Source organism: Actinomyces sp. oral taxon 180 str. F0310 (genome assembly GCF_000185285.1).
Taxonomy (GTDB): Bacteria; Actinomycetota; Actinomycetes; order Actinomycetales; family Actinomycetaceae; genus Pauljensenia.
This window is the reverse complement of the sequence record NZ_GL622194.1, coordinates 1,488,829-1,510,079: the sequence shown is the minus strand read 5'-3', so window position 1 is coordinate 1,510,079 and position 21,251 is coordinate 1,488,829. Positions and strand designations below refer to the sequence as shown.

Annotated in this window: 25 protein-coding genes; 15 read left to right on the top strand and 10 right to left on the bottom strand. The window is 66.2% G+C overall.

Annotation, left to right across the window (positions count from 1 at the left end):
- Window positions 1-317: 317 nt before the first annotated feature.
- From HMPREF9006_RS06440 to HMPREF9006_RS06430, 3 genes are all read right to left on the bottom strand, one after another.
- On the bottom strand, window positions 318-566 hold the full coding sequence (locus HMPREF9006_RS06440) for a hypothetical protein (protein ID WP_003780556.1): 249 nt from the start codon (window positions 564-566) through the stop codon (window positions 318-320).
- A complete protein-coding gene (locus HMPREF9006_RS06435) occupies window positions 566-778 on the bottom strand; it encodes a hypothetical protein (protein ID WP_003780572.1) in 213 nt (70 codons plus the stop codon). The genes HMPREF9006_RS06440 and HMPREF9006_RS06435 overlap by 1 nt, the downstream gene beginning before the upstream one ends.
- Window positions 779-959: 181 nt before the next feature.
- Window positions 960-2,381, bottom strand: a complete 1,422-nt coding sequence (locus tag HMPREF9006_RS06430) for a recombinase family protein (RefSeq protein WP_009212767.1) — start codon at window positions 2,379-2,381, stop codon at window positions 960-962.
- Here HMPREF9006_RS06430 and HMPREF9006_RS06425 point away from each other — a divergent pair.
- The 6 genes from HMPREF9006_RS06425 to HMPREF9006_RS06400 all read left to right on the top strand — a co-directional run bounded on the left by HMPREF9006_RS06425 (window position 2,298) and on the right by HMPREF9006_RS06400 (window position 9,492).
- Entirely contained in the window at window positions 2,298-3,323 is a 1,026-nt protein-coding gene (locus HMPREF9006_RS06425; RefSeq protein ID WP_083806976.1) for an LLM class flavin-dependent oxidoreductase, read from the top strand. The two genes, HMPREF9006_RS06430 and HMPREF9006_RS06425, sit on opposite strands and share 84 nt — an antisense overlap.
- A gap of 173 nt (window positions 3,324-3,496) precedes the next feature.
- Window positions 3,497-4,909 carry an SLC13 family permease gene (locus HMPREF9006_RS06420; RefSeq protein WP_009212765.1) on the top strand — a complete coding sequence of 471 codons (1,413 nt, stop codon included), beginning with the start codon at window positions 3,497-3,499 and terminating at the stop codon, window positions 4,907-4,909.
- Between the two features lie 85 nt (window positions 4,910-4,994).
- Complete coding sequence (locus tag HMPREF9006_RS06415) at window positions 4,995-7,019, top strand: sensor histidine kinase (RefSeq protein WP_009212764.1); 2,025 nt, start codon at window positions 4,995-4,997, stop codon at window positions 7,017-7,019.
- Window positions 7,016-7,486, top strand: a complete 471-nt coding sequence (locus HMPREF9006_RS06410; RefSeq protein ID WP_009212763.1) for a response regulator — start codon at window positions 7,016-7,018, stop codon at window positions 7,484-7,486. The genes HMPREF9006_RS06415 and HMPREF9006_RS06410 overlap by 4 nt, the downstream gene beginning before the upstream one ends.
- A gap of 234 nt (window positions 7,487-7,720) precedes the next feature.
- Window positions 7,721-8,872 (top strand): AAA family ATPase, encoded by a 1,152-nt coding sequence (locus HMPREF9006_RS06405; RefSeq protein ID WP_009212762.1) that lies wholly within the window; start codon window positions 7,721-7,723, stop codon window positions 8,870-8,872.
- Window positions 8,873-8,880: 8 nt separating this feature from the next.
- Window positions 8,881-9,492: a hypothetical protein gene (locus HMPREF9006_RS06400; protein WP_232209843.1), complete on the top strand. Its 612-nt coding sequence runs from the start codon at window positions 8,881-8,883 to the stop codon at window positions 9,490-9,492.
- 158 nt (window positions 9,493-9,650) lie between these two features.
- Here HMPREF9006_RS06400 and HMPREF9006_RS06395 read toward each other — a convergent pair whose 3' ends face one another.
- Window positions 9,651-10,304, bottom strand: a complete 654-nt coding sequence (locus HMPREF9006_RS06395) for a hypothetical protein (RefSeq protein ID WP_009212760.1) — start codon at window positions 10,302-10,304, stop codon at window positions 9,651-9,653.
- 33 nt (window positions 10,305-10,337) lie between these two features.
- Window positions 10,338-11,087 carry an NADPH-dependent oxidoreductase gene (locus HMPREF9006_RS06390; RefSeq protein ID WP_009212759.1) on the bottom strand — a complete coding sequence of 250 codons (750 nt, stop codon included), beginning with the start codon at window positions 11,085-11,087 and terminating at the stop codon, window positions 10,338-10,340.
- A 23-nt stretch (window positions 11,088-11,110) separates the two neighbouring features.
- Here HMPREF9006_RS06390 and HMPREF9006_RS06385 point away from each other — a divergent pair, with 23 nt between their 5' ends.
- Window positions 11,111-12,046: an alpha/beta fold hydrolase gene (locus HMPREF9006_RS06385; RefSeq protein WP_009212758.1), complete on the top strand. Its 936-nt coding sequence runs from the start codon at window positions 11,111-11,113 to the stop codon at window positions 12,044-12,046.
- Between the two features lie 78 nt (window positions 12,047-12,124).
- Window positions 12,125-12,526, top strand: coding sequence for a hypothetical protein (locus HMPREF9006_RS06380; protein WP_009212757.1), 402 nt, complete (start codon window positions 12,125-12,127; stop codon window positions 12,524-12,526).
- Window positions 12,527-12,651: 125 nt separating this feature from the next.
- Here HMPREF9006_RS06380 and HMPREF9006_RS10725 read toward each other — a convergent pair whose 3' ends face one another.
- The 4 genes from HMPREF9006_RS10725 to HMPREF9006_RS06365 all read right to left on the bottom strand — a co-directional run bounded on the left by HMPREF9006_RS10725 (window position 12,652) and on the right by HMPREF9006_RS06365 (window position 14,511).
- On the bottom strand, window positions 12,652-12,822 hold the full coding sequence (locus HMPREF9006_RS10725) for a hypothetical protein (RefSeq protein WP_050786699.1): 171 nt from the start codon (window positions 12,820-12,822) through the stop codon (window positions 12,652-12,654).
- Between the two features lie 584 nt (window positions 12,823-13,406).
- Window positions 13,407-13,580, bottom strand: coding sequence for an excalibur calcium-binding domain-containing protein (locus tag HMPREF9006_RS11000; RefSeq protein ID WP_083806975.1), 174 nt, complete (start codon window positions 13,578-13,580; stop codon window positions 13,407-13,409).
- Between the two features lie 104 nt (window positions 13,581-13,684).
- Window positions 13,685-14,203 carry a GNAT family N-acetyltransferase gene (locus HMPREF9006_RS06370; RefSeq protein ID WP_009212755.1) on the bottom strand — a complete coding sequence of 173 codons (519 nt, stop codon included), beginning with the start codon at window positions 14,201-14,203 and terminating at the stop codon, window positions 13,685-13,687.
- Window positions 14,203-14,511, bottom strand: a complete 309-nt coding sequence (locus tag HMPREF9006_RS06365) for a type II toxin-antitoxin system TacA family antitoxin (protein ID WP_009212754.1) — start codon at window positions 14,509-14,511, stop codon at window positions 14,203-14,205. Before HMPREF9006_RS06365 ends, HMPREF9006_RS06370 begins: the two co-directional genes overlap by 1 nt.
- 226 nt (window positions 14,512-14,737) lie before the next feature.
- Between HMPREF9006_RS06365 and HMPREF9006_RS06360 the strand changes: the two genes are divergently transcribed.
- The 7 genes from HMPREF9006_RS06360 (at window position 14,738) to HMPREF9006_RS06335 (ending at window position 20,283) form a co-directional block, all read left to right on the top strand.
- A complete protein-coding gene (locus tag HMPREF9006_RS06360; RefSeq protein ID WP_009212753.1) occupies window positions 14,738-15,517 on the top strand; it encodes an ABC transporter ATP-binding protein in 780 nt (259 codons plus the stop codon).
- Window positions 15,514-16,884, top strand: coding sequence for an ABC transporter permease (locus HMPREF9006_RS06355; RefSeq protein WP_009212752.1), 1,371 nt, complete (start codon window positions 15,514-15,516; stop codon window positions 16,882-16,884). The genes HMPREF9006_RS06360 and HMPREF9006_RS06355 overlap by 4 nt, the downstream gene beginning before the upstream one ends.
- A gap of 173 nt (window positions 16,885-17,057) precedes the next feature.
- Window positions 17,058-17,348, top strand: coding sequence for a hypothetical protein (locus tag HMPREF9006_RS10605; RefSeq protein ID WP_156794398.1), 291 nt, complete (start codon window positions 17,058-17,060; stop codon window positions 17,346-17,348).
- Window positions 17,349-17,580: 232 nt separating this feature from the next.
- Window positions 17,581-17,883 (top strand): hypothetical protein, encoded by a 303-nt coding sequence (locus tag HMPREF9006_RS06350; protein WP_009212750.1) that lies wholly within the window; start codon window positions 17,581-17,583, stop codon window positions 17,881-17,883.
- Window positions 17,884-17,985: 102 nt separating this feature from the next.
- A complete protein-coding gene (locus HMPREF9006_RS06345; protein WP_009212749.1) occupies window positions 17,986-18,876 on the top strand; it encodes an HAD-IIB family hydrolase in 891 nt (296 codons plus the stop codon).
- The gene (locus tag HMPREF9006_RS06340; RefSeq protein WP_202812263.1) at window positions 18,873-19,346 is read left to right on the top strand and encodes a hypothetical protein; all 474 of its coding nucleotides are present in this window, start codon (window positions 18,873-18,875) and stop codon (window positions 19,344-19,346) included. The genes HMPREF9006_RS06345 and HMPREF9006_RS06340 overlap by 4 nt, the downstream gene beginning before the upstream one ends.
- A gap of 124 nt (window positions 19,347-19,470) precedes the next feature.
- A complete protein-coding gene (locus HMPREF9006_RS06335; protein ID WP_232209842.1) occupies window positions 19,471-20,283 on the top strand; it encodes a hypothetical protein in 813 nt (270 codons plus the stop codon).
- 61 nt (window positions 20,284-20,344) lie between these two features.
- Here HMPREF9006_RS06335 and HMPREF9006_RS06330 read toward each other — a convergent pair.
- On the bottom strand, window positions 20,345-21,251 hold a 907-nt coding region (locus HMPREF9006_RS06330), incomplete at its 5' end, for a S8 family peptidase (RefSeq protein WP_156794432.1).

Genomic DNA, 21,251 nt, shown 5'->3' with positions numbered 1-21,251 from the left:
CTCAGAGAGAGTGCGGCGCCTAAATGACCCCCTATTGACCCCCAAATGAGACCCAAAATGATCCCACGAGGCCACGCGACGGAGCGCGGGCGGAACCGACCGCTGACCAGGCACGTTGTTGCAGGACGCGGCAATCGACAAGCCCTTGCCGCGCCCGTAGGAACGAATGAGGCTCCCGAAACTCTTAGAGTGCGAAGCACGGCTGCGGACCGTCATCACGACGACGGGCAGCCCGCCTTCGGCGGGTGCCAGGCCAGGCCCTCCGGGCGGGGTCAGGTCGGCGGGAGCGGTGCTGAGGTTGCGTGCGTCGGCGCGCATCAGCGACCACCGCCCCGGCCGTAGCGCTTGATGACAGCCTGGTGCGTGACGCCGAGGGCGTCGCCGATCTTCGCCCAGGTCACCCCATCGGCGCGGGCGTCGGCGACGGCGATCTCGACGGACTCCTCCAGCACGGAGCGGAGCACGCCGAGGTCGTAGAGACGTGCCTCGGACTCGGCGAGGGAGGGGTCGCCCTGTCGCCAGCGGAAGCCGTTCACGTGGTCGAAGGCGGCGGAGTTGGCGCTCATCAGTGACCACCGCCCATCACGGCGGCGACCGCGGCGCGCTGTCGCGGGGTCAGGGGCGTGCGAGCCAGGCGTTCACCGGCCAGACGACCAGCAGCACGAGCGGCGGCGATGACGGGATCGAGGCCGTCTGCCTGCGGAGAAGGAGTGGAGCCCTGATCGAGGCCAGGGCGGTCGAGCGCGGATGCGCGGGGAACGTCGATAACGACAGACATCGGAAGTCCTCAGACATGAGTATCTTCCGGTTCCCCGCCACGGTAATTGGGCTGTTTGACCGGCTACTCATCCGGGAGCAGAACCCCGCGCTTCTAAGTCGCGGCCCCGGTGGGATCTTCTTGTCTGCAACCAGTCTCCCACGAGTCGACTCACCATTGCAATGACGAGTCGACTCATGACTCAGTCGCGACGCGGCTCTATCCGAATCAGGTCGGGGTCGAATGTCACGTGACCGGGCGTGATGGGCTCGATGGTCACCGTCACCAGCTCGTCCACGAGCATCCGGCGGCGGTCCACGTCCAACACCTTCCACTTCGCCTCGACCACCTCGCGGCGCTCCGCGGTGCCGACCGGCTCCTCGACGTCCGCGAGCAGCTTCGCCGCCGCCGACACCGAACGGTCGAGCAGCTCCGCGTCGATCTCGTCGATGCGGGCCTTCACGTCGTTGATCGCTGCCGTTATCTCCAGGACCGGCTGATGGATGTCGCGCAGCAGCGGGCTCAGCTCCTTCACCCGATCGACCAGGGCGTTCCGCTCCGTCAGCAGCTCCTCGCGATCCGGCCCATCGTCCTCCTGTGGCATCACGAGGTCGTGCACGTCCACCGAGGACAGACGCGTGAGCACCGCCTCGGTGACCATCGCATCGACGGGCTCGCGCTGGCGGGTGAGATGGAACTGCTCGCCGCAGCGGTACGTCGGCTGCTTGCGGCTGTTCGTCCCCGAGACGAGCGTCGCGCCGCACTTCCCGCACAGCCCGATCGTGGACAGGAGATACTTCGGCTGGTTCCCCTGCCTCGCCGACCTCCGCACGTTGTCCTCCAGCTTCGCCACCGCGGCCCGCCACGTCTGCTCGCCGACGATGGGCGGGAACGCCTCGCCCTGAACCGGGTACAGCTCGCCCGACGCGTAGTGCTTGATGTAGCCACAGTAAAGCGGGTTCGCGAGCAGGTAGCGCACAGCATCGACGGAGAACTCCGACCCACGCGCGGTGAAGTGACCGGCGCTGTTCAGGTCCTCGCGGATTCGCCGGATCGACAGGGACGGCTCGCCGAGGAACGCATCGAAGGCCCGCCGTACGGCGGCGGCCTCCTCCTCGATCAACTCGCCGTCCCTCGTCCAGCCGAACGCCTTCCAGGCGGACGTGGGGATGCCCTCGGCGCGTCGGCGCTCGTTCGACCTGATTTGTCGCTCGGCCTTGCGTCGTGCCTCGAACCGGGCGAGAGCGGCGAGCATCGTCGCCTGGAACTCCCCGTCCGCCGTCGAGAGGTCGATCTCGCCGTCAACGGTGACGACACGCAGGCCGAGATCAATCAGTGTGTTCAGGTCCTTCGTGCTACGCAGGAGCCGGTCCATGTCCACGGCGACCACCATCGAGAACTTGCCCGCACGGGCGTCCTCCAGCATCTCGGCCCACCGAGTGCCAGCACGGCGCTTCTTCGTCGCGGACACCGCGTTGTCGTCGTAGACCTCGACGACCTTCCAGTCCTTGGCCTCGGCCAGCGCCCTGATCTTTCTCAGCTGGGTCTCGACGGTCCATCGGTCGCCCTTGCGGTTGCTGCCGACGAGATCGGCGTCAACGGCGCGTTCTTCCGCGTCCACCACTACGCGCCCCAGGCGGCTGCACCCATGCCCCTCCTGTCGGCCATCGCCGCGCGCACCAAGGCCATCGAAGTCGGCACCGGCGTCATCGACATGCGATACGAGAACCCCCTCTACCTGGCGGAGGAGGCGGCCGCCCTTGACCTCATCGCCGATGGGCGCACCGCGCTGGGCGTGTCCCGCGGCGCACCGGAAATCGCCCGGAGGGGCTGGGAGGCCTTTGGCTACCGCTCCGAGGATCCTCGCGGATCGGATCTCGCTCGCGCTCACTACGAACGCTTCCTCGACGCCGTCGCCGCCGTTCCCATGGCCGAGGCCGCGCCCCTGCACGAGCAGTACCCGACGCAGCTCACCCCGGGAACGCCGCTGCCCATCCTCCCGCACTCTGAGGGGCTGCGACGCCGGATCTGGTACGGGGCAGGATCCAACGCCTCGGCGATTCAGGCCGCGCGCGACGGCGTCAACCTCATGAGCTCGACCCTCGTCTTCGAGCACGCAGACAAGCCATTCGGAGATATTCAGGCCGACCAGCTGCGCGCCTACCGGAGGGCGTGGGCCGAGGCGGGACACTCGTGGACGCCCCGAGTGTCGGTCTCGCGCTCGATCTTCCCCCTGCTCTCCCGGCGCGACGCGGGCCTGTACGGCCTGAGCGCATCCGGAGATCAGGTCGGCCACCTCGACTCGGCGGTAGCCACCTTCGGAAGAACCTACGCGGCCGACCCCGACACCCTCATCACGCAGCTGAGTCAGGACCGGGCGCTCGCAGAGGCCGATACTCTCCTCCTGACGATCCCCAACCAGCTCGGATTCGAGGAAAACTGGTCGATTATCCGCAACTTCGCGGAGTATGTGGCCCCCGCGCTCGGATGGGAGCCGGCCCGCCCCGGACAGGTCGCCTCGGGTTACCCGATCGGCGACGCCGCGCGCGAGGCCGAGGCCGACTGAGCGGGTGATCGTCACTCCGGGGCGGGCACGCCGAGCCACCCGCCCCGGCTTCACATTTTGTGTGCGCTGGCATACACTGGTTGGACATTATCCAAGCAAGACGATGAGGTCTTCCCATAATGGCTCGACGCTCCAGGGGCGCGGTGTCAATCAATCCGCGTTCCGCCCAGAACATGTCCACGCGACCTGCAGGCTTCTCCAAGAAGAAAGCGGTGTTCAACCCGGTCAAGGCACTGGGTGTCCTGGGCGCACTGGCCTCCATCACCACCTGCCTCGTCATCCAGCTCCCCGGCCTGGACGCGGCGGGCACGCGGATGTTCGGGATCTTCCTGGCCGCCATCCTCCTGTGGGTGACCGAGGCCGTGCCCCTGGCGGGCACGGCGGTACTCGTCATCTTCCTGGAGGTCCTGCTCATCTCCGACCATGCGCTCCTCAGCGTCGGCGAGGGTGCCCCCGCCTACACGAAGTTCTTCGGCGCGCTCGCAAACCCCGTGATCATCCTGTTCCTTGGCGGCTTTATGGTGGCCGACGGAGCGGCGAAGTACAAGCTTGACCGGGCGCTGTCCGCGGTCCTCCTGCGGCCTTTCATCGGCAAACCTCGCCTGACGGTCCTGGGCGTCATGCTGATCACCGCCATCATGAGCATGTTCATGTCCAACACTGCGACGACCGCGACCATGTTTGCCGTCATGATGCCCGTCATCATGGCCCTGCCCGAGGGCAAGGCGCGCACGGGCATCGCCCTGTCCATCCCGGTGGCCGCGAACGTGGGGGGCATGGGAACCCCGGTGGGTACGCCTCCCAACGCCATCGCGCTGGGGGCGTTGGAGAACGCGGGGGTGAGCGTGACCTTCCTGCAGTGGATGCTCGCGGCCGTCCCCCTCATGCTGGTGCTCCTGGCCCTGTCGTGGGCGTTCATCGCGTGGCGCTACATCCCCGCCGACGCGAGCTTTGACATCGACACCTCGGCTCGCTTCGAGAAGTCACGCAACGCGATCATCTTCTACGCGGTCGCGGGTGCGACGATCCTGCTGTGGATGACCGAGTCGCTCCACCACATCTCCTCCAACGTCGTCGGCTTCCTGCCGGTCGTGGTCCTCTTGATGACGAAGGTCATGAGCGGCGATGACCTGCGTGCCCTGGACTGGCCCGTCCTGTGGCTCGTCGCCGGCGGCATCGCCCTCGGATCCGGGGTGGCCGCGACCGGCCTCGACAAGTGGATGCTCGGCTCCATCCAGTGGGCGTCGATCCCGGGAGCCCTGCTGATCCTCGTGCTCGCGCTCGTCGGGTGGGTGACCTCGAACGTCATCTCGCACTCCGCCTCGGCGAACCTCCTCATCCCCATGGGCATGGGCCTGGCGACGAGCGTGTCGACCAGCGCAGCCGAAATCGCCATCGTCATCGCGCTGGGCTGCTCCCTGGGCATGTGCCTGCCCATCTCGACCCCGCCGAACGCGATCGCCTACTCGACCGGAACCACGCCGACGCGAGAGATGGTGGTCGTCGGCGTCGTGGTGGGCCTCGTGGGCATCATCCTCCTGGCGTTCGTCGCGCCGCTCACGTGGGGTGCGATCGGGGTGATGTGACGTGCCAGGTGACGAGGCGGTGGTCCGCTCGGACGCTGCGGACCGGCCCAGGCCGGGGCTGGCCTGCGGGTGGACGCGCGGCCCCATGGCGGGCGACGCCTCGGTGCTGGCCCGCACGGACGTGTGTAGCGGCGGACACAGGAGGGGGCACCCCATCCACCTGCTGGTCGTCGGCGACAATTCGCGGTCGATAGCCGCTCCGGTGACCCGAGACCTGGCCGACGCCTTCCCCGGGCTCTGCTTGGACAGGGTGGAGGGTGTGGCCGACCTCGCGGACTACGGCGCGAGCCTGAGGGTGGGCGACCACGTTCTCATGGGTCTGGTCACCTCCGAGGTGGACGACATTGACGCGCTGATCGACCGAGCCGGTGCGATCCCGGCGCTGCGTGGCATGCAGTGGGTGGTCGTCACGGACGCGGCCGAGCACAGGGACCTCACCCGGTGCATGCAGTCGGGCGCCCTGTCCTCGGTGCTGAAGTCCCCGTGGACGTTGCCGCTGCTGGCAGGCCAGGCGTACTCGACGATGGTGCGCTACCTGCGCGGATGCGGATACTCGGAGAGCCAGATCCGATTCCTCATCGCCGACCCCCCGCCCTTCGCGGTTCAAGGACCCCTCCTGGAGGGGCTCGACCGAGACGAGCGAGAGGTGGTCATGGAGCTCCTGGCGGGCGTTGAGAGGGTCCTCGGACACCGCCCGCGCCTCGTCGTGCCGGGGGGAACCCAGTTGGTCACCCAGGGGGAACCCGTCTGGGCCGTCTACCTCGTGCTCGACGGGAGGGTGTCCCTGCACCGGGACTCGGCGAGGGGCGAGGTTCTCGCCCACCTGGCGTCCTCCGGCCCGCTCATCGGTCTCGTGTCCCTGGCTCGCGCCGAGAACGCGTTCTTCACGGGCACGACGATGGGGGAGGCGACCCTCGTGCGTCTGACGACCGAGCAACTACAGATCGTCATCTCCGAGGACCCCTCCATCGGCGCCACCCTGACGGCCCTCGCGATCCGTTCCCTGACCCGGCGCCTCATGAGGGCCGAGGACCTGCACCTGGAGAATGCGATGCTCGCCGAGGACCTCGAGGCTCAGAAGGAGGCACTGGCCGCCACCCTGGAGGACCTGCGTGCCACGCGGGCCGAGCTCGTCGAGCGGGCGCGCTTCGCGATGCTCGGCGAGCTCAGCGCCGGCATCGCCCACGAACTCAACAACCCCGTGACCGCTCTGGTGCGGGCCGCCAAGCATCTCCACGAGGACGTCGATGCGGTCCTGGCGTCCCCGGCCGCGGCCTCGTCGCGGGAGGCGATGGCGCGCGCCCTGACCGCGCCGCCGCGCTCGACCTCCGTCGAACGCGCCCTCATCAAGGAGCTCCTGCCCGTCGTCGGCGATCGCACGGTGGCACGCCGCCTGGTTCGCGCCGGAGTGCAGGGGGCGGACGGTGCCCGCGCGCTCGCGCGCATCCCCGGAGGCATCGACGCCTACGAGGCGGGGGCGCGCCTGGGAGGGGCTCTGCGATCCGTGCTCGCCGCCTCCGACCGCGTCATCGAGCTGACGCAGTCCCTGAAGGGCTACGCGCGTCCCGACACCGAGGACCTCAGGCCCGTCGACGTGCGTGACGGCATTGACGACGTTCTGCGCCTCACCGCGCACCGGGTGAGGGGCATCCGCATCGACTGCGACTACGAGGACGTGCCGCCCGTCTACGCTCACCCCGCGAAGCTGCAGCAGGTCTGGACGAACCTCATCGTCAACGCCGCCGAAGCCATCGAGGACGAGTGCGCCGACAAGGCCGCCGCCGCGGAGCGCGACGGCACGATCCCCGAGCTGCCCGCCCGCGGCGAGGCGGATGCGTTGATCCGCATCACCGTGCGCCCCGCGGAGGGAGGCGTGAGCGTCACGATCAGCGACAACGGCCCCGGCATTGACCCGGCAATAGTCGACAAGATCATGGAGCCCCACTTCACGACCAAGGCGGGGCGCATCAGATTCGGTCTGGGCATGGGCATGTCCATCGTCCGAACCATCATCGCCGACCACGGGGGCTGCCTCGCGATCGACACACACCCGGGGTCCACGATCATGCGGATCCTGCTGCCCACACAACCACACGAGGAGGAATCATGACCCTGACAATCCTGTCCCTTGAGGATGAAGCGGACGTGCGCGATGCGCTTGAGCGCGATCTCGAACAGTTCTGGGACAAGATCCGGCTCGAGGTCGCCGAGGATGTCGACGACGCCTGGAGCGTCATCGACGAGATCGTCGAAGACGGAGACAAGCTGGCGCTCGTGCTGTCCGACCACCGGCTACCCGGGAAGTCGGGCGTGGATTTCCTGGTGGAACTCACGAAGGATGAGCGCTTCGGTGCGACCCGGACGGTGTTGGTGACCGGCCAGGCGGACCAGTCGGACACAATCCGGGCGGTCAACCAGGCGGGCCTCGACTACTACGTCGCCAAGCCGTGGAACCCCGAGGAGCTGTGCGCGGTCGTGCGAGATCAGCTCACCGAATACGTCCTCGAGGCCGGGGTCAATCCCCTGCCCTACGTGAGCGTTCTCGACGGTGTACGCGTCATGGAGGCGATCCGCTGACCGAGCGAAGTGGGCCGCCGCCCACCGACGAAGGTGAGCGGCGGCCCCGCGGCGCACCTCAGCTCGCGGAGGGCTGGCCCGGGTCGTTGCACATCGTGATGCCCTCGAAGCCGGCGGCGCCCAGAACCTGGAAGATCTCGTCGAGGAGGAGCATCGGCTCGGCGGTTGTGGGGGTGATGTGATGGGCGGTATATTGTATTCGCGATATGTACTCGATCCAATGAGGGTGGTGGCATGGAGTTTTCACATGTGCGTATTAGGAACTGGAAGAACTTTCGGGATCTGAGCTTCGATGTAGGCCATAGGCTCTTTATCGTGGGGCCAAATGCTGCCGGTAAATCGAACCTTCTTGACGTTTTTCGTTTTCTTGGGGACATCGTCGCGCCAGGCGGCGGAATGGCACAGGCCGTGGAACAGCGCGGAGGACTAAAGAAGGTGCGCAGCCTGTTTAGTCGGCAGCATCCTTCTCCGAGCATCGATGTAAAATTGCGGGACGGGGACGATGAATGGCGGTATGTGTTGGTCATTCGCCAGGAGGGATCCGGGCATCGGAGGGTGCTGGTTGAGGAAGAGAGGGTTGAGGTAAATGGGAAGCGGGTGCTAAAGCGCCCGACAAAGGAGGATAAGGAAGATGCGGAACTGCTCACCCAGACGTATTTGGAGCAGAAAGTAACGAACAAAGAGTTTCGCAAGATCGCTGATTTCTTTGCGCAGACCAGGTACTTTCACCCCGTTCCGCAAGTAATTCGAGGGCTGACGGGCAACGAGATCAAGTCGTCAGACCCCTACGGTTCCGATTTCATTCGACAAATTAGTGAAACGCCTAAGAAAACGCAGGATGCTAGGCTGAGACGCGTGCAGGCTGCCCTTCAAAAGGCGATTCCGGAGTTTGAGAAGCTGAGGCTCGAAAAGGATTCCATGGGCGTGCCACATTTGGAAGCGGCATACAAGAATTGGCGGCCGCATGCTGCGTGGCAAAATGAGACGCAGTTTTCTGATGGAACCCTGCGATTGCTGGGGCTGCTGTGGACGTTGGTCGCGACTCCTGCGGAGAAATCCAGTGTGTTGCTTCTTGAGGAGCCGGAACTTTCGTTGCATTCCGCGCTTGTATCTAAGCTTCCTCGTCTTTTAGCTGAGGCGAGGAAGAATGCGAAGGGAGCCGTTCAGGTTATCTTGTCAAGCCACGCCACTGAGGTCGTGGATGATGATTCGGTTGGTGCGGAAGAAGTACTGGTGCTTCTTCCTGGAAAGGACGGAACGAAGGGAAGTCTGCTCAGTGACCGCGAAGATGTTGAGTGTTACCTCGATATAGAGACCCCTTTCTCGGAGATCATTAGTATTCTCTTGGGTGCGGAGGGTACGCCTAGTTCTGGGCTCGGATTATGAGTCTTCGGATGTCGGCCTTGGTGTACGTCGAGGGAGAGACTGATGTGCCCGTGGTCTCCGCTGTGATGAGAGCTGCAGGGTGGGGCGGTGATGAGTATATGGTGTTTGCCAAGGGTGGGTCGCGTAATGTGAAGAAGACACTGAGAGAACAGGCCGTTAAGTCCTCGCCAGTTCCAAGGATCTTTATTATTGATGCTGACGGTCACTGCCCAGTCGAGCTTAGGCGTTCGCTCCTTCCTGGAGGAAGTGTGGAGAGCGTTCTCCTGCGTGTGTGCGACAACGAGATTGAGAGCTGGATTCTCGCGGATGATCGGGCTTTCTCACGATTCTTTAACATGCCTCTAGCGAAGGTGGAGTCCCCGGATGGGGTGGACGCCAAGGAGCGGATGCTGCGCAGTGTATATCGTCTTAGAACGAGCAATGCGCAAGACTTTGCGCGAGAACCCAGCAAGCACTCAGGGAAGTACAGATTTGGGAGCCGCTATCACACACTTATCAGACGGTTTATCGACGAGGAGTGGGACGCTCAGCGTGCGGCACAACGGTCTGACAGTCTCAAACGAGCTGTCCAACGTCTTGGCGAGTTGCATGATCGGTTTATCGGCGGGGAGTTAAGCTAATGATCATCCTCAGGGCATGGGGGATGTGTTTTGATCGACGTTGCCCCTGCCCTACGTGAGCGTTCTCGACGGTGTACGCGTCATGGAGGCGATCCGCTGACCGAGCGAAGTGGGCCGCCGCCCACCGACGAAGGTGAGCGGCGGCCCCGCGGCGCACCTCAGCTCGCGGAGGGCTGGCCCGGGTCGTTGCACATCGTGATGCCCTCGAAGCCGGCGGCGCCCAGAACCTGGAAGATCTCGTCGAGGAGGATCATCGGCTCGGCGGTCCCCGCGGCGAACTCGGGGTGTCGGATCTCGATGGCCGCCATGCCGCGCGGGTCCGTTACCGGTTCGGTGTCGAACCTCTGCGACAGCAGGGCGTTGGCCTCCTCCAGGTCGGCCGGAGACCCGAAGGCCCAGGTGACGGCCTTGTTGCCCGCACCCGTGGGCGTTCGGTGAATGTACATGCGCGTCATGAGGACGTGACGCCCGCAGCGCGGAAACACGTCGCCCACGCGGGTGAACAGGGCGATGTCGGCCAGCTCCCCGCCCATCGAGGAATCGACCAGCGCGTACGCGTAGGCGCCGATGCCGCGCAGGGTCAGGGAATCGGCGAGCAACCCCATGACCTCGTCGCCGAAGGGCTCGGACTGAAAGTACACGCCCTCCCCGGTGGCCGGAGCATCCGGCCCCAGCAGCGAAATCTCAAAGCCCGCGTCGGCGAGCGCATCGCGCACGAGAGCAATGTTGTGCTCGGGGAAGGGGTGCAGGGCAGCCGCGTTCGCGGCGATGCGCTCGACGAACACGTACGTGGAGAAACCAAGCTCAGGCATGCCCCAATTGTACGAGGCCGTCAACGAGGGGAGTCAGCGCAGGCACAGCCCCTGTTCGTGCAGGACCTCAAGGATGGGGGACACGTGCGCGCCGCCCACCCCGATGCTGGTGCCCACCAGGTGCGTGAAGGACTCCAGGCGCGAACCGCTGCGCAGGTCGTAGTACTCGGTGACCTCGCGGTCGTAGTCGGCCAGCAGCTCCGCGTAGGACTCCACGCGCGGGTACGTGTTGCGCGCGGTCATCACAGAAAGGGGCAGGCGCGGCTTCCGACCCGGCTCCTGGTCCGAGTGACCCACGAGGAGCCCCACGATTGGGAAGGTCAGCTCCGGCAGCTTCAGCGCCTGAACGACCGAGCGCGGGTCTGCGAGGATAGAACCCAGGTAGACGGTGCCCAGCCCCATGGACTCGGCGGCCACCACCACGTTCTGCGCGGCCAGCAGCGCGTCTTCCGCCGCCGTGAGGAACAGGTTCATCGAGGACAGGGCCTCGGAGGAAATCCCCTGCTCGGCGCGGATACGGCTGTTGCGGTACAGGTCAGCGAGGAAGATGAAGAGATCGCCCTTCGTGCCGCCCACGTAGGGCTGACCGGATGCCGTGCCAATCGCCTCGCGGACCTGCGGGTCGGTGATGTGCAGGATCGTGCAGGACTGCAGGTAGGAGGAGGTGGCGGTGTGTCGGGCCACGTCCATGAGCGTGGCGACCTCGGCCTCCGTGAGGGGCTGGTCCTTGTAGGCGCGGATCGTGCGGTGTGCCAGCTGCAGGGCAATGGTGTCGTTTGTCATGCGTTCATTCTACGATTGACGGTGTGAAACGAATCGAGCCATTTGGTCCCTTTGCGCTGCCGGCCGACGTGACTCCCGTCGCGCTTGCCGCTCCCGCGGGGGAGCTCAGCGGCCTGCTTGTCGGCCCGAGCGCCCCCTCCCTCGTGGATGGCACCCCAACAACCCGCACCGCCCCATCCCCCGGCGATGCCGGGGCGAATAGGGTCCTCCTCGTCCCCGGCTACACGGGGTCAAAGGAGGACTACGCGCCCGTCCTTCCCTTCCTGGGCCGAGACGGCTGGGACGCCCTCGCCTACTCGCAGCGAGGCCAGGGCGGTTCCGCCGCTCCCGTGGGCCTGGGTGCCTACGGGATGAGTGACTTTGTCGCGGACCTCGTCTCGATCGCCGAGGCATGGGCCGGGGCCTCGGGGCGCGTACACCTCGTGGGTCACTCCTTCGGTGGGATTGTCGCGCGCGCGGCAGTCATCGCCCGGCCTGATCTCTTCGCTTCCGTCACCCTGTTTTGCTCCGGGCGCGCCGTCTACGACTGGATGAACACCCTCCCGGTTCTCGACCCCCTGCCCGTGGGCGAGGGGGCACGCGAGCAGGTGCTGCGCGCCTACTTCCCGGACATGACGCTCACCGAACCCGCGGTTGGCTGGGCGGAGTTTCAGCGCGTGCGAGCCCTGGCAACCTCCTCGGAGAACCTTGTGGGAATCGCGCGGATACTCTCCGAGCTGCGTCCCGACACCCCCGCGCTCGCGGCTACGGGTGTTCCCGTCCATGTCTTGTACGGGGATCAGGACGGGATTTGGCCGCCGTCGTGGTACGCGCAGGAGGCCTCGGAGCTGGGCGCCCGCGAGAGCGTCATCCGGGGCGGAACGCACAGCCCGCAGCTGCAGTTCCCCGACCAGTGGGCGCGCCTGGCGAGCGGATTCTGGTCTGACGTGGAGTCGGGGTCGCTGGTCTGGTCCCTGTGACGAGCGCGGGTGTGACATCGTCCCAAAACCGTGTTTTGTGGCGCGTGGGCGTGAGCTTCGACGCTTAGTATTGGGGCCATGAACAAGCGTTCTCTTCTCACCGCAGTGCTCGCGCTCGGCCTGGGTCTCACCGCCCTGACCGGATGCGCCACCGATTCCGACCCCGCCCACTCCTACGTGACGCCGAAGGACGTCAAGACCGTTGAGCGTCCCATCGCGCAGATCGACGACAGCGGCGTCAAGGTTCCCGAGAAGCGCGACCTCAAGGTCAAGCTCGCCGACTCCGACAAAGCCGTGAAGTGGACGATCGAGGTCTCCGATCCGACCGCCCTCGAGGTTGGCAAGTCCGAGAAGAACGTCGTGACCCTGCACCCGCTGCGTGCGCTGGGCGAGGACGAGGACGCAGTGACGGTGACCCTGACCGACCCGGACGGGATCTCCACGACCTTCCCGGTGACCATCACCACGGGCGCTAACTGAATCTACCGTTGATAGGGGGCCGGGATCATTCGATCCCGGCCCCCTCGTCGTGCGGCGCCGCCACGAGAGCCTGGCGACGCGCGCACAAAAACGAGTGTCGATGGCTCAGCGCCGCCGCCACTGGTTCACTTGGTGAACTTATCCTTCAAGTCCTCGGCGACTTCGGTGGCCTTGTCCTTTACGTCCCCGGCGACCTCAGCGGCCTTGTCCTTGGCAGTCTCAACGGCCTTCTCGATGTTTTCGCCAGCCTTCTCGAAACCCTCTTCGGCCTTCTTGGACAGATCTTCCAGACCCATGCGGTCCTCCTTGAATTGTGCTTCCGCCCGTTTATCCGAGCGGATGGTGTCCATCCTATCGCAGCGTGTCCGGGCCGGTCTCGGGATGGACAGGCAAACGCATGGCGCCATGGAAAGGCATGAATATCGACTCCCGTGCGCCTGTGGCCGCGGTGTGGCGGGGGCCGCGCCGTGACGCTCGTGGGTCACTTGGGTCAGTGTGCAACCACGACCACCCCTGCCTGATGGGCTTCTGGCATTCGTGAAACCGAGACCGCCCCTGCCTGATGGGCTTCTGGCATTCGTGAAACCGAGACCGCCCCTGCCTAGCCACAAGCGCCCATATGAGCCGTTTGCGGAGAGACGGGGGTGGTGGGAGTTTCAATTCGGTGGCTCCCGGCAGAAGCAGGGGCGGGGCCGGTTTCACCCGCGGTCGCACGCCGCGTGTGGGGGCGCGCTCGCCACGCTGTCGGAGCGGCGAAGGTGCGGCGTAAGTCCTACGGCGGTGCTCCCAGCCGCACTGGCGGCGCTGTTGGGGCTGAGGGGGGGGCGTAACGGTCGGGCGGCATCCGTGGGAACGAAAGCGCCGCAGGAGGCATGCGCTGTTACTCGCAGGCGACGCCGTCGTTGTCGCGATCGAGCTGAGGTCGATAACCCGGCTCGCCCCGATAGATGGGAGCAGCACCGGCTCGGCGTGCTTCGGTGCAGTTCTTGTAGTACGTTCCCCCGGGTTCTCGTGCGGGTGTCGACTCCCGCGCCTCGGTCGTTTCCTGGGGGATTGGGGCAGCAGGGGTAGCAGCGGGCGCGGGGGTTGGAGTTGGTGAGGGGCGAGGGGGCCGCCACGAGAGCCTGGCGACGCGCGCCCGGCTGGAATTGGCGCGTGTTACAGGCGTTCGATGAACTCCCGAAGGGCGCGCAGCGGCAGTACCAGGTGGCTATCCGTCCCTGGACAGGGGACGAAGTGGGAGGACTGGCCGAGGTAGAAGCTGCGCGCCCGGTCATCGGCGCAGTGAACCAGGAGGGCTGCAAAGCCGACGTCATTGCTGAGCTTGTAGGCCCGCAAGAGGGCATCTTTGAACAGGGCGGAGCCGATGCCTCGTCCCTGCGCGCGCTGATCGACGGCGAGGCGAGCGAGGAGAAGAATGGGGCACGGGTCTGGGCGCCTGCGTGGCTTGAGCGCATCCGGGAGCGTGCTGCGCTCCACGGCCCCCATTGCCAGGGCGTAGAAGCCGAGCGTCTTGGGCTCCTGCGTTGTGATGAAAATGCGGGCGTTGCCGGCGCTGTGGTTCTGCCAGGCGAAGCGGTGGAACCAGTCGTCGATCTCGGCGTTGCCCGACTGGAATCGCTCTCGCTCGTCCTTGCGTGTCAGGGGCCGAGGCTCTTGCAGGACCGTCGCGTACATCAGCGTTCAGGGGTGCGCGGGTCGTCGAGGTCGATGTGGGTACCGAAAGGCGACGGGCGATTGAGGAGCTTGCGCAGCTTGGGATCGTCCTTGAGTGGGGTCTGGAGGATCTCTTCGAAGCGAGCGTGGTCCTCTTCGCTCAGGATGAAGACGCGCTGGTCTGCCAGGCGGCGCTGGGCTTCCATTGTGACGGTGGACAGAGTGAATTCGCTGACGCTGCGTCCTTCCTGTTCGGCTGCGCGACGAATGAGGGTGTCCTGTTTGTCGGTGAGGCGCAGATCTAGGCGCCGTGTCTTTGTGGTGCTCATTAGAGCCTCTCTTTCATCTGTACGGAGATTATCCGTACAGGCGTTCACGATAGCACCTACCCGGTGAGAAATCCAGCCCGACCATCGTTGCGAAGTACGATCCGGGCCTGTGCGCGCCTGTGTAGGCATGGGAGGGGCCTGGGCGCGGCGCATCGGGGTTCTCTCAGGGACAGACCCGGGCTGCCCCCCATAGAAACGGGTGCGGCGCTGGTCCTATCGTCGAAGCATGACACAGAACACGGCGGGTCTGGTGACCCAAGCACTGACGAAAACATACATGCGCGGACAGACCCCTGTTCACGCGCTCGCTGGGGTCGACCTGACCCTGCCGCAGGGCACGCAGGTCGCGATCATGGGGCCATCCGGTTCGGGAAAGACGACGCTCCTGCACTGCCTGGCCGGCGTCCTGCGCCCCAGTTCCGGCTCCATCTCCCTCGACGGCCAAGAGATGACGGCCATGTCGGAGAAGGACCTGTCGGACCTGCGCCTGAGGCGCTTTGGCTTCGTCTTCCAGGACGGACAGCTGCTCCCCGAGCTGCCCACGGAAGAGAACATCGCGATGCCTCTCATGCTCTCGGGTACACCCAAGGCCGAGGCGGTATCCCGAGCTCGGGACATCCTGCGCAACCTCGGCCTCGATGGCGCGGGTCCGTATCGGCCCGGACAGCTCTCGGGCGGACAGGCGCAGCGCGTCGCCATCGGCCGCGCGCTGGCCACCGACCCGTCGGTCATCTTCGCCGATGAACCCACGGGCGCCCTCGATCAGGCGACCGGCGGCGAGGTCATGTCCCTGCTGACCAGCGCGTGCGCGACAACTGGCGCGTCCCTCGTGTTGGTCACCCACGATCCGGCGGTCGCGAGCCGGCTCCCCCACACGATTCACGTGCGCGACGGTCGCATCTCCCTGTCGGAACGAGGCGGCGGCCCCCAGGCCGCCATGGCCTCGACCCAGACGAGCCCAGGCGTGCCCGCGGCGGGCGCCACGCGCGAGGGGGTCCAGCGATGAGTTCGGTGCGCACCGCGGCAGAGGCCCTGCTGCGCTCCCGCGACCGGGCGACATCCACCCTGACGGTCGCCGCCTTCGCCTTGCCGCACGCCGTGTTGCTGGCGGTCACCGGCGGGGTCATGGCCTTCATGTCGCGTTCCGCCGCGGCGAGGGCTACCGGTCTGGCCGACGACCCGACCACCATCGAGGGTGCGATGGTCATGTACGTCCCGCTGGCGTTCTTCGCCGCGACCCTCCTGGTCGTCCCGATCATCTCGATGGGTGCGGCCGCGGCCCGCCTGGGCATGAGCAGGCGCGAACGCGACCTCGCGGTGCTGCGCCTGGTGGGCCTGGCACCCGGCAAGACCAAGCTGGCGTGCATCGTCGAAACCTGCGTCTTCGCGGCCGTCGGTGTTCTCATCGGCTCGATCCTGTACGCGGTGACGCTTCCCGCGTGGGGGGCGCTGTCCTTCCAGGGCCGCCCGATGGGGGTCGGTGAGATGTGGGTGGGGGTCCTGGTTCTCCTGGCCGAGGCCGTCGCCATGATCCTCCTGGCCGCGCTCTCCTCGTGGCTGGCCATGCGCAAGGTGGCGATCACTCCTTTGGGTGTTGCGCGACGCTCCCACGCCGGTCGGGTGAGCGCCTTCGGTCCGATCCTGGCGGTGGTTCTCCTCGTGGCGTGGCTCGTCGTGGGCGGGTTTGCCATGAACCTGGGCGCCGCGATCGGCATGGCAATCTTCATGGGCTTCCTCGGAGCGATCTTCCTGGTCGTGAACCTGCTGGGCATCTGGTCGATCAGCGTGATGGGCCGCATCATGGCGCGCTGGGCTCGCAGCCCGCAGATGATGGTGGCAGGCCGGCGCCTGGCCGACGACCCGCGCAGCGTGTGGCGTTCTTTCGGTGCGGTGGCCCTGGTTGGCTTCATCGTGGGCGTGATGTTCCCGATGAGCTCGGTGATCTCCGCGGAGGGAAACACGGCCATGGATGAGGTCCAGCGAATCGTCAACGGCGACATCATGCGCGGCATGATGCTGACCTTTGCGATCACCCTGGCGCTGGGAGCGGTGTCGACGGCCGTCAACCAGTCCATCCGCGTCATCGACTCGGCCGAGCAGATGCGCGCCCTGTCCTACATGGGATCCCCGCGGGGCTTCATGGATCGTAGCCGTCGCCTTGAGGTCGCTCTGCCCGCCTTCGTGATGGTGGGGGGATCGGTGCTGATGGGGATGGTGTTCATGTCCCCGTTAATTCCTTCTGGAGCGGTCAGCGGTTTCGTCGCCGCCATCGCCGCGGCGCTCGTGGGTGTCCTCCTCATCGTCGCCGCCTCCGAGGCGACGGTCCCCCTGCGTCGCCGCATCCTGGCGAGCATGCGCGAGGGGCGCGAGTAGGGGGCGTTCCTGCCCTCGCTGTCGACCCGTCGGCCCCGGCCTCGTGTGAGAAACGAGGCCGGGGCCGATCGGCGCAATGACGGCGACAACGACCGCCGAATCCTATGTGACGAGCACCTCACGAATGTTAGACTTGTCCTGTTAGGTGATCGCATGACTTCGACGGAGAAAACATGTACCGGTCGTCTTCCCAGTACTCTCACGCGGGGGGAGTGGGCGGAGCCGCGCGAGGGGCGCGGACCGCGAGGCCGCGGACGCGTCGACGGCCTCGCCCTGCCGCGCCCTCGCACTCGCTCGCGCAGCGCCCGGGAACGCGAACGGGCTTCGAGGTGGACCAGGAGGCCGGAGGCGGGGCGGCACCCGCGCACCGGCACGGCAAGAGCGCGGGACTGTTGGCGCCGAGCATCGGCGTTGCTGTCCTCGTCGCGCTCGCCCTGGCGGCCTGCGCGCTGTGGTGGTTCTAGGCCGGTCCATTCACGTCAAGAACGAGGAGGGGAGCTGATGAGTGAGAACGGCATACGGCCTGCGCCCGGCCGACCGTCGTCTGCCGAGGCGCCGGCGCCGTCCCTGTCCCACGCGCCGCCGCCCGCCCCTATGCCGCGGCAGCAGGGGCCTATGCCGCCCGTGGTGTTCCCCCAACCCGCGCCACCGAAGCGACGGGCACACCGAGAGTGGCTCAATTGTGCCGTCGTCACGATGCTTCTTCTCTTCATCCCACATGTCGTCACGTTCTTGATTGATTTGCGGCCGGGGGATCATTCAGACAACGGCGACGGTCTTTATGTGATTCCCGGGTTGCTCCTGATTCCCTGCGTGCTCGCCGGCCACCTGATGGCCGTTCTGACCTTGATTATTGGGGTTGTCGAGTGGTTCGGATGGGTGCGGGCGGGGTATCGTCGGCGCGCCGTCTCAGTCCGGATGATCGTCGCCCTACCCGTGGCCTTGTTGGCCGGGGTTCTCTTCCTCGTGCTCTACTGGCACCTGCCCCCCAACATCTGAGGGCGCCTGTCCGGGCAGCGCCCGCCTGCCCGCCCCTCGCCGGTGGTGCTCGGCCGTCGCCCGGCGTGGACGCGCCGATTCGGCGTCGGGCACAATGGAGGCATGAACGCCCCCACCAACCCCGCGCTCTACACCGGTGCCGACCTGCGCCTGGCTGCCGTCGACATGGACGGCACCCTCCTGGATGACGACAAGAACTTCCCGCCCGGCATGGACGAGCTCCTCGACCGGATGGATGAGCGCGGAGTCACCTTCGCCCCCGCCTCGGGCCGCCAGGTGTGGACTCTCCTCGACATGTTTCCGGGGCGACCGGGGATGACCGCGATCGGCGAGAACGGTGCGATTGTCATGCGCGACGGGGTCGAGGTCTCCTCCAGCCCCCTTGACGCCCCCACGGTGCGCGAGGCTGTCCGCCTCGTGCGCGAAGCCACCTCGGGCCCCGACGCGATCGACGGCGGCCTGGTCATGTGCGGCAAGAAGTTCGCCTACGTTGAGCGCACCGACGACGAGTATGTTGCGGGCGTTATGCCCTACTACCACCGCACCAAGAGAGTCGACGATCAGCTTGACGTCATTGACGCCATCGAATCGGGTGACCTCGACGACGCGATCGTCAAGCTCGCCGTCTACACGCCGGGGCCGGTCGCCCCGCTCGCGCAGGCAACCCTGGCCAACTTCGCGCACTCTCACCAGTACGCGATTTCGGGGGCGAACTGGGCGGACCTGCAGGTCCGAGGCGTCGACAAGGGGCGCGCGGTGCGTGATCTGCAGCGTTTCCTCGGGGTTACGCGCGAGCAGACCGCCGTCTTCGGGGATGCCGGCAACGATCTTTCCATGATGAGCGAGGGCGACCTGTCCTTCGCGATGGCCAACGCATCGCCCGACGTCGCGGAGGCCGCGCGCTTCGTCGCTCCCTCCAACAACGAGGCCGGCGTCGCCCAGGTGCTGCGCGTCCTCCTCGGCGATGATCCACTCGTGAAGGACCGACTGTGACGAAACCGAATCCCAACGTCTATGACCCCGGCACCTATCCGGCGTTCAATTCCGGCCAGCCCATGGTCGATGGCTCCCGGGCGACCAAACCCGCCGTCCCTGGGCGACGCAGGGGCATGATGCTGGGCGGTGTGTGCCGGGGGTTTGGGATTACTGGACTTGTCGTCTTTGCGCTGGTCGTCGTCGGGACGCTCGTGTATGTGATGATTCCGACGGATGAGTACTCGAGGGGGCTGGCCCCGCTTGCCTTCATCTTCATGGCCGGTTTTGGTTCCGTCCCCGTCGTCTTGGTGAACATCATCGGGCTCATTATCGGCTTCGTTGCGCTCGCACAGGTGGAGGATCCCGCCGATCGCGCGTATGTCCGCCGATCGCTTCTGATGAACGCTCCGCCTCTCATCATTGTCGCCGTCGTCGTTGCCCTGATTGGTGTGCTCTACGGGGTTTTGTCCCTCTCTTCGGTGCTGTAGGGCGCGTGCGTTTGCGCCCGACGAGGCTCGCTGCATCGCTGGACATCCTCGGTGGCGCGTCTTGCGGCCTCGGCACCCCTTCGGTAGTGTCGAGGCCTGACACGATCGTCGGATGGAGATGGCGATGAACGACCGCAGCGGCCCCGCAGCTGCGCCCGAAGGACGCGCGTCGCGGCGGATGAGCAGGCTGTCCTTGTTCTGTGCGCTCGCGGGACTCGCGCTCATGATCGGGGGCCTCCTCGTCCGGTGCGCCTCGGTCTTTGATGCGATGAGCGCCAGCGCCAACCTCGTCGTTGTCGGCGAGTCGGCGGTGATGAGCGACGGGGAGTTTGTCCGTTCGCTCCTGCCCGCCGCCTGTGCGGCGGGGATCGTTCATCTGGTGGGTGTCGTCGCCGGGTTGGTGGGACGAACGCGGGCCGAGGGGCGCGGGGAGCTTGCGCGCTGTGCGCTCGGAGCGGGTGCGAATGCCTCCTTCCTCGCCTGCGCTTGCATCATCCCGGTCGTCGGCATGGTCCGCGATCCGCGGGCCCTCGTCCCCCTGCTGGTTGTGTGCGGCGCAGCGGCCTTGGCCGCGTGCGTTGCCCTGTTCCGCCGCGTCTTTGCCAGCCCGGGCGCGATATCGGTGGGGGCGGGAGTAACGGGAATGTTGGCGATGGCCGGAGCGCTGCTTGTCGGCCTATTCGCGATGCTCCACGAGCTCGCTACGACGCCGGGGCGACCGTTCTTGCCCGCCCTTATCGTCGTGGCCGTCTGCATCCACATGTCCGTCCCGGCGGGCCTCATCCAGCTGACGGGCCTGATCGTGGGAATACGGGCGCGCCGACGCGCCGACAGCGAGGCCGAGCGGGCGCTTGCCGCGCGAGGAATAGTCCTGAACGTGCCCCTGTGCTGGTGCGTTCTCCTCCTCCCGCTGGCGCTTCTCTCCGCGAATCCGTAGAACGCTCTCCCCGCGACGAGTGGGCTCTCGCCGCTTCGTCGCGGCGGCGGGGCTACCCGCCTCACTTTCCGTGGTATCGGGGGCTGGTCCCGATGTGCATGGGGTAGGTGATGTCCGAGTTGGACAGGAACGACTCGTCGAGGCCGCGGTAGACGTAGGAGTCGTCGTACACGACCTGGAAAGGGTTGACGACGCCGTCTTCGTACTGCTGGATCTCCTCGGGAGTGGGGCTGCTTCCCCCACCCTTGTCCGCCAGGGGGTTTTCATCGGGGTACTGGGAGGGATCCGTGTTGACGAGGCCACTCAGGTTTGCGACACCGTACCCCGTGTACTTGTTCCAGCCGCTCTGGTCGCTCAGACCCGTGTGGGTCAGGACCTGCAGGAGCTGGTTGGCGGTGGCGTCGGGCCACTTCTGGCGGGCGATCGCCAGGAAGCCGGCGACGAGGGGAGTCGAGTTTGACGTGCCGTTGGCCGAAATATTCTCGCCGGTTTCGTAGCTTCGAGCAGTCACGGGTCCGCCGACGGCTGCGGTGGTGACCCCGTTTCCCCAGGAGGAGTAGTCGGCGCGCTTACCGCTGGTGTCGATGGCACTGACGCCCACGACGCCGGACCACTTTCCGTAACTATCGATCGTCCCGTCAGACGCCTCATTTCCGGCCGATCCGACAATGAGGATGCCCTGGCTGTTCGCTCGAGCAATTGCCCATTTGACCGAGTCGTTGATCTCAGTGTTTGACGAAGAGATGCTGATGATCTGTGCGCCGTCGTTGATGGCGTGATTAATCAGCGACGCAGCAGAAGTACCGCGAGCACCATTCCTTCCAATGCAATCGGAGGAGGGCTGATCCCCATCTACGTAGTTCCCCGTTTGGTAGGTGAGAAGCCGCGCGCCCGGGGCCACGCCGTAGCCGTCAGAAACCAGGATCGATGCCATGGCGGTTCCGTGGCTCTTGGAACGCAGGGATGAC

Bases quoted from the DNA above. Each gene is read 5' to 3' on its own strand.
- HMPREF9006_RS06415 (WP_009212764.1), top strand. From the start codon at position 4,995: ATGGCGGGCGACGCCTCGGTGCTGGCCCGCACGGACGTGTGTAGCGGC.
- HMPREF9006_RS06350 (WP_009212750.1), top strand. From the start codon at position 17,581: ATGCTTCTTCTCTTCATCCCACATGTCGTCACGTTCTTGATTGATTTG.
- HMPREF9006_RS06440 (WP_003780556.1), bottom strand. From the start codon at position 566: ATGAGCGCCAACTCCGCCGCCTTCGACCACGTGAACGGCTTCCGCTGG.
- HMPREF9006_RS10725 (WP_050786699.1), bottom strand. From the start codon at position 12,822: ATGGGTCTGGAAGATCTGTCCAAGAAGGCCGAAGAGGGTTTCGAGAAG.
- HMPREF9006_RS06355 (WP_009212752.1), top strand. From the start codon at position 15,514: ATGAGTTCGGTGCGCACCGCGGCAGAGGCCCTGCTGCGCTCCCGCGAC.
- HMPREF9006_RS06435 (WP_003780572.1), bottom strand. From the start codon at position 778: ATGTCTGTCGTTATCGACGTTCCCCGCGCATCCGCGCTCGACCGCCCT.
- HMPREF9006_RS10605 (WP_156794398.1), top strand. From the start codon at position 17,058: ATGTACCGGTCGTCTTCCCAGTACTCTCACGCGGGGGGAGTGGGCGGA.
- HMPREF9006_RS06420 (WP_009212765.1), top strand. From the start codon at position 3,497: ATGTCCACGCGACCTGCAGGCTTCTCCAAGAAGAAAGCGGTGTTCAAC.
- HMPREF9006_RS06370 (WP_009212755.1), bottom strand. From the start codon at position 14,203: ATGTACGCGACGGTCCTGCAAGAGCCTCGGCCCCTGACACGCAAGGAC.
- HMPREF9006_RS06365 (WP_009212754.1), bottom strand. From the start codon at position 14,511: ATGAGCACCACAAAGACACGGCGCCTAGATCTGCGCCTCACCGACAAA.
- HMPREF9006_RS06345 (WP_009212749.1), top strand. From the start codon at position 17,986: ATGAACGCCCCCACCAACCCCGCGCTCTACACCGGTGCCGACCTGCGC.
- HMPREF9006_RS06410 (WP_009212763.1), top strand. From the start codon at position 7,016: ATGACCCTGACAATCCTGTCCCTTGAGGATGAAGCGGACGTGCGCGAT.
- HMPREF9006_RS06405 (WP_009212762.1), top strand. From the start codon at position 7,721: ATGGAGTTTTCACATGTGCGTATTAGGAACTGGAAGAACTTTCGGGAT.
- HMPREF9006_RS06335 (WP_232209842.1), top strand. From the start codon at position 19,471: ATGAACGACCGCAGCGGCCCCGCAGCTGCGCCCGAAGGACGCGCGTCG.
- HMPREF9006_RS06400 (WP_232209843.1), top strand. From the start codon at position 8,881: ATGTCGGCCTTGGTGTACGTCGAGGGAGAGACTGATGTGCCCGTGGTC.
- HMPREF9006_RS06395 (WP_009212760.1), bottom strand. From the start codon at position 10,304: ATGCCTGAGCTTGGTTTCTCCACGTACGTGTTCGTCGAGCGCATCGCC.
- HMPREF9006_RS06360 (WP_009212753.1), top strand. From the start codon at position 14,738: ATGACACAGAACACGGCGGGTCTGGTGACCCAAGCACTGACGAAAACA.
- HMPREF9006_RS06380 (WP_009212757.1), top strand. From the start codon at position 12,125: ATGAACAAGCGTTCTCTTCTCACCGCAGTGCTCGCGCTCGGCCTGGGT.
- HMPREF9006_RS06390 (WP_009212759.1), bottom strand. From the start codon at position 11,087: ATGACAAACGACACCATTGCCCTGCAGCTGGCACACCGCACGATCCGC.